Origin of the sequence: Bacillus sp. DB-2, from assembly GCF_003315125.1 — a bacterium.
Taxonomy (GTDB): Bacteria; Bacillota; Bacilli; order Bacillales; family Bacillaceae_G; genus Bacillus_A; species Bacillus_A mycoides.
Map to the genome: position 1 here is coordinate 131,890 of NZ_QNRN01000014.1, position 15,370 is coordinate 147,259.

Annotated in this window: 14 protein-coding genes; 13 read left to right on the top strand and 1 reads right to left on the bottom strand. The window is 37.5% G+C overall.

What is annotated here, in order from left to right:
• Window positions 1-69 precede the first annotated feature (69 nt).
• The 3 genes from DET63_RS22570 (at window position 70) to DET63_RS22580 (ending at window position 2,337) form a co-directional block, all read left to right on the top strand.
• Window positions 70-1,521, top strand: coding sequence for a SulP family inorganic anion transporter (locus tag DET63_RS22570; RefSeq protein ID WP_113937909.1), 1,452 nt, complete (start codon window positions 70-72; stop codon window positions 1,519-1,521).
• A 65-nt stretch (window positions 1,522-1,586) separates the two neighbouring features.
• Window positions 1,587-2,009 carry a universal stress protein gene (locus DET63_RS22575; RefSeq protein ID WP_002010593.1) on the top strand — a complete coding sequence of 141 codons (423 nt, stop codon included), beginning with the start codon at window positions 1,587-1,589 and terminating at the stop codon, window positions 2,007-2,009.
• A gap of 211 nt (window positions 2,010-2,220) precedes the next feature.
• On the top strand, window positions 2,221-2,337 hold the full coding sequence (locus DET63_RS22580; RefSeq protein ID WP_002125236.1) for a DUF4027 family protein: 117 nt from the start codon (window positions 2,221-2,223) through the stop codon (window positions 2,335-2,337).
• Window positions 2,338-2,467: 130 nt separating this feature from the next.
• Here DET63_RS22580 and glpT read toward each other — a convergent pair whose 3' ends face one another.
• On the bottom strand, window positions 2,468-3,817 hold the full coding sequence (gene glpT / locus DET63_RS22585) for a glycerol-3-phosphate transporter (protein WP_113937910.1): 1,350 nt from the start codon (window positions 3,815-3,817) through the stop codon (window positions 2,468-2,470).
• Between the two features lie 271 nt (window positions 3,818-4,088).
• On the opposite strand from glpT, the gene DET63_RS22590 reads away from it, so the two are divergent.
• The 10 genes from DET63_RS22590 (at window position 4,089) to inhA2 (ending at window position 15,359) form a co-directional block, all read left to right on the top strand.
• Entirely contained in the window at window positions 4,089-4,556 is a 468-nt protein-coding gene (locus tag DET63_RS22590; RefSeq protein WP_002029807.1) for a MarR family winged helix-turn-helix transcriptional regulator, read from the top strand.
• Between the two features lie 19 nt (window positions 4,557-4,575).
• The gene (locus DET63_RS22595) at window positions 4,576-6,189 is read left to right on the top strand and encodes an MDR family MFS transporter (RefSeq protein WP_113937911.1); all 1,614 of its coding nucleotides are present in this window, start codon (window positions 4,576-4,578) and stop codon (window positions 6,187-6,189) included.
• A gap of 138 nt (window positions 6,190-6,327) precedes the next feature.
• A complete protein-coding gene (rbsR, locus tag DET63_RS22600; RefSeq protein WP_113937912.1) occupies window positions 6,328-7,299 on the top strand; it encodes a ribose operon transcriptional repressor RbsR in 972 nt (323 codons plus the stop codon).
• A gap of 13 nt (window positions 7,300-7,312) precedes the next feature.
• The gene (rbsK, locus tag DET63_RS22605; protein WP_113937913.1) at window positions 7,313-8,209 is read left to right on the top strand and encodes a ribokinase; all 897 of its coding nucleotides are present in this window, start codon (window positions 7,313-7,315) and stop codon (window positions 8,207-8,209) included.
• Window positions 8,206-8,601 carry a D-ribose pyranase gene (rbsD, locus tag DET63_RS22610; protein WP_113937914.1) on the top strand — a complete coding sequence of 132 codons (396 nt, stop codon included), beginning with the start codon at window positions 8,206-8,208 and terminating at the stop codon, window positions 8,599-8,601. Before rbsK ends, rbsD begins: the two co-directional genes overlap by 4 nt.
• A gap of 18 nt (window positions 8,602-8,619) precedes the next feature.
• Window positions 8,620-10,104 (top strand): ribose ABC transporter ATP-binding protein RbsA, encoded by a 1,485-nt coding sequence (rbsA, locus tag DET63_RS22615; RefSeq protein WP_113937946.1) that lies wholly within the window; start codon window positions 8,620-8,622, stop codon window positions 10,102-10,104.
• Window positions 10,105-10,107: 3 nt separating this feature from the next.
• Window positions 10,108-11,043, top strand: a complete 936-nt coding sequence (locus DET63_RS22620; RefSeq protein ID WP_002029798.1) for an ABC transporter permease subunit — start codon at window positions 10,108-10,110, stop codon at window positions 11,041-11,043.
• Window positions 11,044-11,057: 14 nt separating this feature from the next.
• Window positions 11,058-11,981: a ribose ABC transporter substrate-binding protein RbsB gene (gene rbsB, locus DET63_RS22625; RefSeq protein ID WP_002125255.1), complete on the top strand. Its 924-nt coding sequence runs from the start codon at window positions 11,058-11,060 to the stop codon at window positions 11,979-11,981.
• Window positions 11,982-12,019: 38 nt separating this feature from the next.
• Window positions 12,020-12,667, top strand: a complete 648-nt coding sequence (fsa, locus tag DET63_RS22630; RefSeq protein WP_000667669.1) for a fructose-6-phosphate aldolase — start codon at window positions 12,020-12,022, stop codon at window positions 12,665-12,667.
• Window positions 12,668-12,965: 298 nt separating this feature from the next.
• Window positions 12,966-15,359: a M6 family metalloprotease immune inhibitor InhA2 gene (gene inhA2 / locus DET63_RS22635; protein WP_113937915.1), complete on the top strand. Its 2,394-nt coding sequence runs from the start codon at window positions 12,966-12,968 to the stop codon at window positions 15,357-15,359.
• Window positions 15,360-15,370: the final 11 nt, after the last annotated feature.

Sequence of the window (15,370 nt, forward strand, 5' to 3'; positions counted from 1 at the left end):
CCTTCGTGCAGTCGGCCCTGATTTTCTTATGGAGAAAATCAAATGATAAAAGAGTAGAGGAGTGTTACTTTGTTTCAAACTATAAAAAATGAATGGTTCTCAAATATGAGAGGGGACGTGCTATCGGGGGTTGTTGTTGCTTTAGCATTAATTCCTGAAGCGATAGCTTTTTCTGTTATTGCAGGTGTAGATCCGACCGTTGGGTTATACGCCGCTTTTTGTATTGCGGTTACAATTTCGTTTGTCGGCGGAAGACCAGGGATGATCTCGGCGGCAACGGGTGCGATGGCGTTATTAATGGTCACTCTTGTAAAGGATCATGGTTTGCAATATTTATTTGCTACGACAATATTAACAGGTATTGTTCAAATTATTTTCGGAGTGTTCAAACTTAGCTCATTTATGAAGTTTGTTCCTAAATCTGTTATGAGTGGTTTTTTAAACGCACTTGGAATTTTAGTTTTTACAGCACAACTGCCACATTTTAAAAATGTAACTTGGCAAATGTATGCACTTGTCGCATTAGGACTTGCAATTATATATTTATTTCCACTTATTACGACGGCTGTTCCGTCTACACTTATTTCAATTATTATTGTGACAAGCATTGCACTTATGAGCGGATTACAGTTAAAAACAGTAGGGGATATGGGAAGCTTACCGAAAGAATTACCGTTCTTTAGTATTCCTGATGTTCCATTTACACTTGAGACATTAGCAATTATTTTACCGTATTCAGTTATGCTAGCGGTTATAGGTTTACTAGAGTCATTATTAACGGCGTCGGTTTTAGACGATATGACACATACGGAAAGTAATAAGCATAAAGAGGCACGTGGACAAGGGATTGCGAACGTTGTTGCTGGTTTCTTCGGAGGAATGGCAGGATGTGCAATGATTGGACAATCTGTTATTAACATTAAATCAGGTGGTCGCGGGAGATTATCGACGTTTGTAGCCGGTGGTTTTTTAATCGTATTGCTATTTGTTTTAGGTGATTACGTTGTTCATATTCCGATGGCAGCTTTAGTTGCAGTTATGATTATGGTTTCGATTGGGACGTTTGATTGGAACTCTGTAGCGACGATTCATAAAGTACCAAAAGGAAACGCATTTGTTATGATCGTAACAGTTGTGATTGTCCTAATTACACATAATTTAGGATTAGGTGTAATTATCGGAACGATAATTAGTGCAGTTTTATTTGCATTCAATATGGCAAAGATTCACGTGAAACATTTGTATATTGAAAATAAGAAAATATACGAAATTCACGGCCAACTATTCTTCGCATCTACGGCAGAGTATATAAATGCTTTTTCATACAATGAAGATGTGAAAGAAATTGAGATGAACTTTACTAACGCACACGTATGGGATGATTCAGCAGTAGCGGCAATTGATAAAGTTATAATGAAGTATGAACAGAACGGTGTGAAAGTAAGGATCACAGGGTTAAATGAACGTAGCTCGAAGCTCGTTGCGAATTTAGCTACTTATAATAAGAGAATTGCTAGTTAGAAGCCTCCTTTTTAGGGGGCTTTATTATATAATACGGGTAGGATAACGAAAAGGGGATTCAGCATATGTACAAACAAATTTTATTAGCATGCGATGGTTCTGAACATGCACTTCGAGCAGCCGAGCATGCAACATATATTGCGAAATTTAACGAAGAAACACATGTTGAAGTTGTGTACGTAGTAGATAATAGAACGGCAAAGTCAGATATTATACAAGGACAAACGGATTTAGAAACAATATCAGCTAGTCGAAAAGATAAATTAAAAGAGATTGAGGGTTTATTAAAGAAAGAGAACATTTCCTACAAAATTACGATTCTACATGGCGATCCAGGAGATACGATTGTTCAATATGTAAATACAGGAGATATAGATCTTATTATTGCTGGGAGTAGAGGGCTAAATACACTGCAAGAGATGGTGCTTGGTAGTGTAAGTCATAAAATAGCAAAGCGTGTGAAATGCCCGGTTATGATTATAAAATAAAGTGAGATATTCTGTAGTGTAAGCAGGACCTTGATATAATTCGAGGTCTTTTTTGATGTATTAAGAGGGAGAATGTGGACAGAATATATATAAGTTTAAAAAAATGTTAACTTACAAATTTGTAAGTTACCTGTCAGCGAAATCGATGTTATGAAATTTTTCCCATTGATACAATAAGAATATCAATGGGGATATAGGGAGGATGGAAGGTATGAAATCATTTCAAAATTTGTCTTATAGCCAAGGGGTAAGTTTAATTTGTTTAGGTGGATTTGCTGGATCTGTTATGTTAGCTGTTTTAATAAAGATGTTTCAGCAAATGTTTTAATCGCATGAATAGAAGGGAAATGATTAATATAAATAGCAAGAGAAGAACGATAAATAAAAAATAGCTCTTAGCATTTACTTACATGCTAAGAGCTATTTTTATGTTTATTTTTCTACACATTATATTTTGTTTAAACTTCTTTTGATTTAGCAGATCCTGTATTTAAAGTAAGAGCAAGGAAGAACATTGCAAGCACACAAGAAGCAAGGAGCAAAATGAATCCGCCGTTCCATCCGAATCCATCTACAATAAAGCCCATAGCTGCGCTAGCAAAAGTAGCTCCCCCTAGGTAACCGAAGAACCCAGTTAACCCAGCGGCAGTTCCAGCAGCTTTTTTGGGTGCTAAGTCAAGCGCGTGAAGACCAATTAGCATAACAGGTCCGTAAATTAAAAATCCAATGGAAACAAGTGCGATACTATCAATGATTGGATGCCCAGCAGGATTTAGCCAGTAAATAAGAACGGCAATGAATACACCGACCATAAATAGAATGCCAGCAGGTGCGCGGCGCCCTTTAAATAGTTTATCACTCATCCATCCGCAAAGAAGTGTACCTGGAATACCAGCCCATTCGTATAGAGCATAAGCTGTACGTGAGCTACTGTGAGTAAAGCTTTTTTCTTCTACTAAATAAGTAGGAGCCCAGTCTACAACGCCGTAACGAACGAAATAAACAAAGACATTAGCGATAGCGATGTACCATAAAAACTTATTGTTTAATATGTATGTAAATAAAATTTCCTTTACCGAAAGTTCGCGTTCACGGTCCGCTACTTTTTCATCTGATGGATATTCCCCAGTATGTTCTTCAATAGAAGGTAATCCGCAAGATTGAGGTGTATCTCTCATCGTAATTAATACATAAATCCCCACCAAAATTGAAAGAATACCTGGGAAGTAAAATATACTTTTCCAGTCATTTGCAAAGAAATATAAGCCTAATGTAACGAGAGAAGGCATAAGCGCGCCGCCGACATTATGAGCGACGTTCCAAATAGACATTTTTGTACCACGTTCACTAATGGAGAACCAGTGAACCATCGTACGACCACAAGGAGGCCATCCCATACCTTGTACCCATCCATTTAAAAACTGAAGTACAAACATAAGTATAATGCTCGTTGTAATGAAAGAAAATGAGCCGAAAATAATATTAATGATACCGGATAAAAATAGCCCAGCTGCTAAAAAGTAGCGAGGATTACAACGATCGGATACGATACCCATAAGAAATTTACTTAATCCGTAAGCGATAGATACTGCTGAAAGGATAACCCCAAGTTCCCCTTTACTAAAGCCTTGTTCGATTAAGTATGGCATTGCGAGTGAAAAGTTTTTTCGAACAAAGTAGTAACCCGCATAACCGATGAAGATGCCTAAGAATACTTGCAAACGCAATTTGCGGTATTCGCTATCAGTGCGATCAGCTGGTAAGCGTTCTGCGTGGGGCGCAGGTTTAAATAATTGTGTGAAAAACATAAAATGAAAATCCTCCCCTAATTAATTGGAAGCGTTTTAAGACAGAGAGAATACAAAAAGGCTATGAAATATAAAAAAGTTCCCTTCTTTATGATTCATAGCCATATACTCCGATTCTCCGTGACTGTCAATATTAACTTCGACGAAAATTATACAACTTTGTGACAAGAATGTAAACGTTTTTATAAAGAAAGTTGTTGACGTATTTTGTTTGTGGGATTAATATTTAAATACGTTAAATATTTTATTGCTTAAATAAGAGGTGGATAACATGCCAAATGATATGACTCATATTGATAAGATTCAAGCTCTTACATTCGCTATAGGAAAGAAAATGCAAACAGAGCTATTAGAACAAATGCAAGCATCAGGACTTACACCACCGCAGTTTTATATTTTAAAGATTTTAGATCATTACGGAGCTTCAAGAGCGACACAATTGGCGGAGAAAATGTACGTGAAACCGAGCGCGATTACAGTAATGACTGATCGTTTAATTGATCATGGGTTAGTAGAGCGCTATCACGACGATAATGATCGCCGCGTTGTTGTCATTGAGCTAACGAAGAAGGGGAAAGCTACAGTAGAAGAAGCGATGGCGGCTCGTAATGAGCATATTGCAAAATACTTCTCACACTTAGAATTACAAGAGAGGGAAGATTTGTTGCGCCTCTTTGAAAAGCTAGAAACAATTATTTGCGGGAAACCAGAGAAAAAAGAGAAAAAAGAGAAAAACTAAGAGGAATTGAGGAGATTACATGGAGCAACAAGAAAATCAGAATAGAAAGTTGTTGTTAATCGGTTTAGTAATCGCAATGCTATTTGCTGCATTGGACGGAACAATCGTTGGTACAGCAATGCCGCGTATCGTCGGTGAACTAGGTGGATTAAGTTTAATGACATGGTTAACAACAGCTTATATGTTAACATCAACAACGGTTGTACCGATTGCAGGTAAATTAGCGGATTTACTTGGGCGTCGTAACGTATATATAGCAGGATTAATTATCTTTATGGTTGGTTCAGCGTTATGTGGTATGGCCAACGGTATGACAGAATTAATTATTTTCCGTGGTATTCAAGGTCTTGGTGGCGGTATTATGATGCCAATGGCTATGATTATTATCGGAGATATGTTCACGGGAAAAGAACGTGCTAAATGGCAAGGGATTTTTGGTGCTTTATACGGTCTTGCTTCTGTAATTGGACCACAAGTTGGTGGTTGGATTGTAGACGCAGTGAACTGGAGATGGGTATTCTATATTAACTTACCAGTTGGTATTTTAGCGACAATCTTTATTGCAATGGGATTAAAAGCACATAAACAAACAGGACCAATTAAAATTGATATCGCTGGAATCTTCACGATGATTCTCGGTGTTGTAAGTTTATTACTTGCGTTAACGTTTGGCGGGAAAGATTATGCATGGGGTTCTTGGCAAATTATCGGGTTATTTGCACTAGCTGCCATTGGTATTGTTAGCTTTATTATCGTTGAAACGAAGGCTGAAGAACCAATTTTACCGATGCACTTCTTTAAAAACCGCACATTTACACTACTGAATGCGATCGGTTTCTTTATGAGTATCGGAATGTTTGGAGCAATTATGTTCGTACCGTTCTTTATGCAAGGAATTGTAGGCGTAAGTGCTGCTGAATCAGGAACGATTATGACACCGATGATGATTACAATGATCGTTATGAGTATTATTGGTGGTCAGCTTGTATTAAAAATTGGTGTGAAACCACAAATTATTACAGGGATGCTTATTATGGCTAGTGGTTTCTGGTTATTAACAACGATGGATATGCACACAACTAAGCTTACCGCTACTTCTTATATGATGGTTATCGGTTTAGGAATGGGTCTTGTTATGCCGATATTAACATTAGCATTACAAGAAAGCTTCCCGAAAAAAGATCTTGGCGTTGTAACATCATCAAGTCAATTCTTCCGTCAAATCGGTGGAACGTTTGGGATTACAATTTTAGGATCAATTATGAATAACACTTCAGGCACAACGTTAACAAATAAATTAGTACCTGTATTAGACACATTCCCAAAAGAAGCGGGACAAATGGTAACAAAATTTAAAGATATGATTCATACAGATCCACAAAGTTTATATTCTATGCTATTTAGTCCAGAGGCATTAAAACAAATGCCAGAAGCATTTTCTAATAGCATCGTACCAATTTTGAAAAGCTCTTTAGTGGACTCACTTCATACTGTATTCTTAACAGGATTGGTATTTATCGTAGTAGGTGCTATCTTTACGATTTTCTTACAGAAAATTAAACTGTCTGATCGTAAAAAAGGTGCTGAAGAGCCTGCTGTAGAAGAAAAGGAAAAAACTGTATCATATTCGTAATAAAAAAGCATCGCCATAAGGCGATGCTTTTTTTGAGTATAACCTTAAAAGCTTTTTAGTTAGAAATGATTGACGTATTTTTATAAATGCGTTATATTATTTTATGTAAACGGTTACATGAAGTGAGGAGAAAAGAGAATGAGTACGATTAAAGACGTTGCAAAATTAGCAGGGGTATCTGTTGCGACCGTTTCCAGAGTGTTAAATAAAAATGGATATGTTCATGAGGATACATTAAAAAAAGTAGAGCGAGCAATTGAAATGCTAGATTATAAACCTAGTACAGTAGCGCGTTCTTTATATAATAAAAAGTCTCGTTTAATTGGCTTAGTTGTTCCAAATATCGTGAATCCATTCTTTCCGGAAGTTGCACGTGCTGTAGAAGATGTAGCACATAAGCAAGGTTACACAGTTGTACTTTGTAACTCTGATGAAAATTTAGAAAAAGAGAAGCAATACATTGATGTGCTTAGACAAAATAATGTGGACGGATTTATTGTAGCAACGAATCCACAAAATAGTGTTAATTACATGAATTTGTCTATTCCAGTTGTTGCGATTGACCGTATGTTTAATGAGCGCATTCCTACTGTATATGCAGATAACTATGCAGGGAGCCAGGCGGCGACAAAGTTATTAATAGACAAAGGGTGTAAACATATTGCACATATTCGCGGACCGCGTGATGTGAGCACAGCTAATGAACGTTTTGAAGGTTTTGTAGACGTTATTACGCAAAATAATCTTTCTTATATGATTGCAGAGAGTACATTCGATCCAGCTAATAGTGAACAGGTCGCGGTGGAATTATTAGAAGAATATCCGCATATTGATGGAATTGTTGCTGGGAATGATTTAATTGCAATCGGCGTTGTAAAGGCTGCACTTCAAAAGGGAATTTCTATTCCAGACGATTTACAAATTATTGGATTCGATGGGATTTCTTTAACTGAAATGATGTATCCATCTATTACGACTGTTGCACAGCCAATTTATGAAATGGGGAAAATTGCAACAGAATTGTTGTTAGAGCAGATGGAAGGAAATCCATTAGAAGAGAAACATTATCGTTTACCGATTGAAATTATAGAACGAAATACAACGAAGTAAGGAGATGAGACAGATGCCAAATATTGCAGTAGTAGGTAGCATTTCAATGGACTTAGTGGCTGTTTCAAAAATACGGCCGAAAGCAGGAGAAACAGTAATTGGTGAAGCGTTTCATACGATACCAGGAGGAAAAGGGGCCAACCAAGCAGTTGCTGCAGCTAGATTAGGAGCAAATGTAGCGATGGTTGGTGCAGTAGGAAATGATGATTACGGAACAGTAGTTAGAAAAAATTTGGAGAACGAACGCATTTTTATCGACTATGTGGTACCGGTTACAGATAGGACGACAGGAATCGCTCATATCGTTTTAGCAGAAGAGGATAACAGTATTGTTGTCGTACAAGGAGCAAATGCTCTTGTAAATGAGTCGATTGTAGATCGTTCAAAAGACCTTCTTGTAAAAGCAGATATGGTTGTTCTTCAACTAGAGATTCCGCTTGAAACAGTAAAATACGTTCTAGCTATTTGTGAGGAGCATAAAATTCCAGTTATGTTGAATCCAGCTCCAGCACAATTTTTATCAGAAGATATTTTAGAAAAAGCGACTTATATTACGCCGAATGAACATGAATGTCGCATCGTATTAAATGATTTCACATCACCAATTGAAGAGTTACTGGCTAAATATCCAAATAAGCTATTGATGACAGAAGGGTCTAATGGTGTTCGTTTCCATAATGGAACGGAAGTTGTTCAAGTTCCAAGTATTGCTGTAGATGTAGTAGATACGACTGGAGCTGGTGATACATTTAACGGCGCGTTAGCAGTTGCGCTTTCTGAAGGAGAAACACTTCAAAAGGCTATTCGTTTTGCTAATATTGCTGGTGGTCTTTCTGTAACGAAACTTGGGGCACAGGGCGGTATGCCGACGAGAGATAGAGTACGTGAAGTGCAGGTGATTGTTGGATGAAAAAACACGGTGTATTAAATAGTGAAATCGCGGCAGTCCTTGCTTCACTTGGGCATACAGATACGATTGTAATCGCAGACTGCGGGTTGCCGATTCCTGATGGAGTAAAACGAATTGATTTAGCAGTTGAAATTGGAAAGCCTAGCTTTTTAGACGTATTACAAGTAGTTGCTGATGATATGGCAATTGAAAAAGTGACGCTGGCAGAAGAAGTCATTATGAATAATGACGTGGTAAATAAAGAAGTTGAGATGCGTTTAATAGAGCCAGCATTTGAATATGTGTCTCATAAGGAATTTAAAGAGCATACAAAGAGAGCGAAGGCGATTATTCGTACAGGAGAAGCAACGCCTTATGCGAATGTTATTTTACATGCAGGCGTGATTTTTTAATAGAGGGATGTGATGAGAATGCATATTGAAATGAAGAACATTTCAAAAGCGTTCAGTGGTAATCCTGTTCTAAAAAACGCACAGTTTATGATTGAAACAGGAGAAGTCCATGCATTGATGGGGGAAAATGGAGCGGGGAAATCGACGCTCATGAAGATTTTAACAGGTGTATATAAAAAAGACAGTGGAACAGTCATGATTGATGGGAAAGAACGAACTTTTAAAAATGCGAAAGAAGCTGAAGAGTATGGTATTGCATTTATCCATCAAGAGTTGAACATATTACCGAATTTAACGGTAGCTGAAAATATGTTTCTTGGAAAAGAGTTAATGTATGGGAAAACGGGCATTTTACGTACGCGTCAAATGAATGCGATTGCCCAGCAACAATTAGCAGATCTTGGTCTACATGTGAGAGGTGCTATGCTAGCAGGTGAATTATCAGTTGGACAACAGCAAATTATTGAAATTGCTAAAGCATTAATGACAAAGGCGAGCGTTATTATTATGGATGAACCTACAGCAGCATTAACAGATCGCGAAATTGAAACGCTGTTTATTGTTATTAATAAATTACGTAAAGAGGGCGTTTCATTCGTTTATATTTCACACCGGATGGAAGAAATTTTTTCAATATGTGATGCCATTACGATTTTGCGTGATGGAGAATATGTAGGGAAGAGATTAATTCCAGAAACATCATTTGATGAAGTAGTTAGCATGATGGTGGGGCGCAGTATTGGTCAACGTTATCCAGAGCGAAATAGTCAAATTGGCGAAGTGATTTTTGAAATGCGTAACGGAACGAAAAAGGGGAAATTTGAAAATGTTTCGTTTCAAGTTAGAAAAGGTGAAATCCTTGGTGTTGCGGGCTTGATGGGAGCTGGTCGCACGGATATTATGAAAGCAATATTTGGATATGAACCGCTCGATTCAGGAAAAATTTTCATGAATGGACAAGAAGTAAAAATTGATAGTCCAATTGATGCGATTAGACAACAAATTGCCTTTATTACAGAGGATAGAAAATCTGAAGGGCTTGTGTTAGATTTTTCGATTCGTGAAAATTTAGCTTTACCAAATTTAGAAAGTCTTTCAAAGGGAAGCGTTGTTAATAAAGCTTTAGAACAGCAATTTACAGAGGATATGATGAAGCTTCTTAATGTGAAAGCAGCAAACGGAGAGCAAGCTGTAAAATCTCTTTCTGGTGGAAATCAGCAAAAGATTGTAATTGCAAAATGGCTAGGGATTCATCCGCAGTTACTCATTTTAGATGAGCCAACGAGAGGTGTAGATGTTGGGGCTAAAAAGGAAATTTACTCTATTATGAATAAGCTTACTGAGCAGGGTGATGCCGTTATTATGGTATCGTCTGAGCTTCCAGAAGTTTTAGGAATGAGTGATCGTGTTCTCGTTATTCATGAAGGGAAAATCGGTGGTATTTTAGAGAAAGATCAGGCATCGCAAGAGTCTATTATGGCACTAGCTACAGGGGGAGAGTAAGATATGGCTAAGAAGGGGAATGTATTACAACAACTTGGTTCTTTAATTGGGTTAGTATTAATTATCGTGGTAATTACAGCTTTAAATCCAGCATTTATTGAAATTCCAAATTTATTTAATATACTGCGCCAAGTATCGATTAATGCACTCATTGCATTTGGAATGACCTTCGTTATTTTAACAGGGGGTATTGACTTATCGGTAGGTTCTATTTTAGCATTATCAAGTGCACTTGTTGCCGGAATGATGGCAAGTGGCATGGATCCGTTCCTTGCAATGGTAGTTGGATTATTAGCAGGTCTTGCAATGGGGATTGTAAACGGTATTATTATTGCGAAGGGAAAAGTAGCTCCGTTTATTGCAACTTTAGCAACAATGACTATTTTTCGCGGGTTGACGCTTGTTTATATGGACGGACGTCCGATCACCGGTCTTGGTGATCATTTAATGTTCCAAATGTTTGGCCGTGGTTATTTCCTTGGTATTCCTGTGCCAGCCGTTACAATGATGATCGCTTTTGCAGTACTGTACTTTATTTTAAAGAAAACAACGTTTGGTCGCCGTACGTTTGCGATTGGTGGAAATGAAGAAGCGGCAGCTTTATCAGGTATTAATGTTACGAGAATTAAAGTAATGATTTACGGTCTTTCCGGAATTTTGGCAGCGCTTGCAGGTATTGTCTTAACATCAAGGTTAGATTCTGCACAGCCGACTGCTGGTACTTCTTACGAATTGGATGCAATTGCTGCAGTTGTGTTAGGAGGAACGAGTCTTTCAGGTGGAAGAGGATGGATTGTTGGTACATTCATCGGTGTGCTTATTATTGGTGTACTAAATAACGGTTTAAATTTATTAGGTGTATCTTCTTTCTTCCAACAAGTTGTAAAAGGACTTGTAATCTTACTAGCTGTACTAATTGATCGTCGAAAAGAAGCGTAATGGAGGGGCAATTCATGAAAAAATGGTTACTGATACTCGTTGCATGCATCATGGTAGTTACTGCTGGTTGTTCAATGGAACCACCAGAATGGGCAAAGGATTCTAGCGATAAAGGTCGAAATAAAACTATTAAAGTTGGATTTTCTGTTTCAACTTTAAATAATCCATTTTTCGTCACGTTGAAAAAAGGTGCAGAAAAGAAGGCAAAAGATAGCGGCATTGAATTAATTGCTGTTGATGCACAAAATGATGCGGCGAAGCAAACAAATGATGTTGAAGATTTAATTCAAAAAGGTGTCGATGTAATTGTTATTAATCCAACCGATTCAGATGCTGTTGCTTCAGCGGTAAGTGCAGCTAATGCAGCCAATGTTCCTGTTATTACAGTAGACCGGGTTGCGAATTCAGGTAAAGTTGTTTCTCATATTGCTTCCAACAATATAGAAGGTGGTCAAATGGCTAGTGATTACATTCGGGAGTTAGTTGGTGAAGGAACAAATGTTGCTGAGTTAGAAGGAATCCCTGGATCGTCTGCTGCTCGTGAGCGTGGGAAAGGATTCCATAACGTAGCTGATAAGTCTTTAAAAGTAGTAGCAAAACAAGCAGCTGATTTCGATCGTGCAAAAGGATTATCCGTTATGGAAAATATTTTGCAAGCAAATAGCGATATAAAAGCAGTGTTTGCTCATAACGATGAAATGGCATTAGGCGCAATTGAGGCATTGAAATCTGCTGGTAAAACAGATGTGGTTGTTGTTGGATTTGATGCAACAGATGATGCTGTAAAAGCGGTTAAAGATGGGCGTATGGCAGCAACAGTCGCTCAAAAACCAGAATTAATCGGAGAGAAGGCGATGGAAACAGCGAAAGAGATAACACAAGGTAAAAAAGTGGACAAATTTATTCCGATTGAATTAGAGCTTATTAAGAAAAAATAAATAAATATAAAATGAAAATTAGGAAGGAAGAATAACAAATGAAATTTTTTATTGATACAGCAAACATTAACGAAATTAAAGAGGCAAATGCATTAGGTGTAGTAGCTGGAGTAACGACAAATCCATCACTTGTAGCAAAAGAAGGCGTAGATTTCCATGAGCGTATTCGTGAAATTTGCAGCTTTATTGAAGGACCTGTAAGCGCAGAAGTAATTAGCTTAGAAGCTGATAAAATGATTGAAGAAGGAAAAGAGTTAGCAAAAATCGCTCCAAACGTTGTTGTAAAAGTTCCAATGACAACAGAAGGCTTAAAAGCAGTAAAAGCATTCTCAGATTTAGGAATTCGTACAAACGTTACATTAGTATTCTCAGCAGTGCAAGCATTACTTGCAGCTCGCGCTGGTGCGACATACGTTTCACCGTTCTTAGGTCGCCTAGATGATATCGGTCATAACGGTATGGACTTAATTCGCCAAATCGCAGAAATCTTTGCAATTCACGGCATTGAAACAGAAATCATTGCAGCATCTGTCCGTCACAGTGTTCATGTAACAGAAGCAGCATTAAACGGTTCACATATTGCAACAATCCCAGCAAACGTAATCGCTTCATTAGTGAAGCATCCATTAACAGATCAAGGAATTGAGAAATTCTTAGCTGATTGGGAAAAAACACAAGAGAAATAATACGAAATGGAGAACCCAAGTTTAATTAACTTGGGTTCTTTTTTTGTTTGAAAGAATTTTCATGCAATTGTGCATATTGTCTTTTAAATTTTTAATATAAGCTATTTAATATATACAAATCACTCTTTATTTTTCACATTTCGACATAAAAAGATAGAGGGTCTGACCAGAAAACTGGAGGGCATGATTCTATAACAGAAAGCTTATTTCTTATAGAATCATGTCTTTTATTATACAAGGGAGGATAGATTACATATTTTTATCTGAAGTTTAAGATTGATACAAGGGGATGATTAAAATGAGAAAAAAAGCGCCATTTAAAGTGTTGTCATCATTAACGATCGCAACACTCATCGGATGCTCAGCTGTAATGAGTGCTCCGTTAGCATATGCAGAAACGTCAGCAAAAGAAGGTGTGTCTACAACGCCAATTGATCATAACTTAATTCAAGAAGATCGTTTAGCGGAAGCGCTGAAAGAAAGAGGAACAATTAATCCAGCATCGTCTAAAGAAGAGACAAAAAAGGCCGTAGAGCAATATATTGAAAAGAAGCAAGGGGATCAGGCAAATAAAGAAATTCTTCCAGCGGATACTGCTAAAGAGGCATCTGATTTCGTGAAAAAAGTAAAAGAGAAGAAAATGGAGGAAAAGGAGAAAGTAAAGAAACCTGAAAAAAATGTGAGTCCTGAGCAAAAGCCAGAACCAAATAAAAAACAACTGAATGGACAAGTCCCAACTTCTAAAGCAAAGCAAGCGCCGTATAAAGGGTCTGTTCGAACTGATAAAGTATTAGTATTACTCGTTGAATTTAGTGATTATAAACATAATAATATTGATCAAACACCAGGATATATGTATTCGAATGACTTTAGTAGAGAGCATTATCAAAAAATGTTATTTGGTAATGAACCGTACACATTATTTGATGGTTCGAAAGTAAAAACGTTTAAACAATATTATGAAGAGCAGTCTGGTGGTAGTTATACGACAGACGGATATGTAACGGAGTGGCTAACTGTGCCAGGAAAAGCTGCTGATTACGGTGCTGATGGTAGTAGCGGTCACGATAATAAAGGACCAAAAGGTGCGCGTGATTTAGTGAAAGAAGCATTAAAAGCTGCAGCGGATAAAGGATTAGATTTATCACAATTCGATCAGTTCGACCGTTATGATACAAATGGCGATGGCAATCTTAATGAACCGGACGGTGTAATTGATCATTTAATGGTAATTCATGCCGGTGTTGGTCAAGAAGCTGGCGGTGGTAAATTAGGAGATGATGCAATTTGGTCACATCGATCTAAATTAGCAAGGGATCCAGTAGCGATTGAAGGAACAACAGCTAAAGTACCTTATTGGGATGGAAAAGTAGCGGCTCATGATTACACAATTGAACCAGAAGACGGTGCAGTAGGTGTGTTTGCACATGAATTTGGACATGACCTTGGTTTACCAGATGAGTATGATACGAATTATACTGGAATGGGATCACCTGTCGAAGCTTGGTCATTAATGAGTGGAGGTAGCTGGACAGGAAAAATCGCAGGAACAGAGCCAACTAGTTTTTCACCACAAAATAAAGATTTCTTACAAAAGAATATGGGTGGAAACTGGGCGAAAATTTTAGAAGTAGATTACGATAAAATTAAGAGTGGTGTAGGCGTTCCTACATATATTGATCAAAGTGTTACAAAATCAAATCGTCCAGGTGTCGTACGTGTCAACTTACCAGGTAAGAGTATTGAAACAATTAAGCCTGGATTTGGAAAGCGTGCATACTATAGTACAAGAGGCGATGATATTCATACGACATTAGAAACACCATTCTTCGATTTAACAAAAGGAACAAATGCAAAATTTGATTATAAAGCGAATTATGAACTAGAAGCAGAGTGTGATTTCATCGAAGTACATGCTGTAACTGAAGATGGAACGAAAACATTAATTGATAGATTGGGAGAAAACATAGTCCAAGAAGATAAAGATACAACAGATGGAAAATGGATTGATAAATCATACGATTTAAGTCCATTTAAAGGGAAGAAAGTTAAACTACAATTCGACTATATTACAGATCCAGCTTTAACATATAAAGGTTTCGCAATGGATAATGTAAATGTAACAGTTGATGGACAAGTAGTATTTTCAGATGACGCAGAAGGACAGTCTAAAATGAAGTTAAATGGATTCGTTGTTTCTGATGGGACAGAACAGAAACCCCATTATTATTATCTAGAGTGGAGAAACTATGCTGGATCAGATAATGGATTAAAAGCGGGAAAAGGTCCGGTATATAATACAGGTCTTGTCGTTTGGTATGCAGATGATAGTTTCAAAGATAACTGGGTTGGGTTACATCCAGGTGAAGGCTTCCTTGGTGTTGTAGATTCTCATCCAGAAGCGATTGTTGGAAATTTAGGTGGGAAACCAGCATACGGTAATACTGGAATTCAAATTGCAGATGCTGCATTTTCATTTGATCAAACACCTTCATGGAGTGTAAATTCATTTACACGAGGACAGTTTAATTATACTGGATTACAAGGTGTTACAACGTTTGATGATTCAAAGGTATACAGTAATAAGCAAATTGCTGACGCAGGACGCAAAGTTCCAAACCTTGGCCTTAAATTCCAAGTTGTTGGACAAGCAGATGATAAGTCTGCAGGTGCTGTTTGGATTAGACGTTAATGCGGGATAAA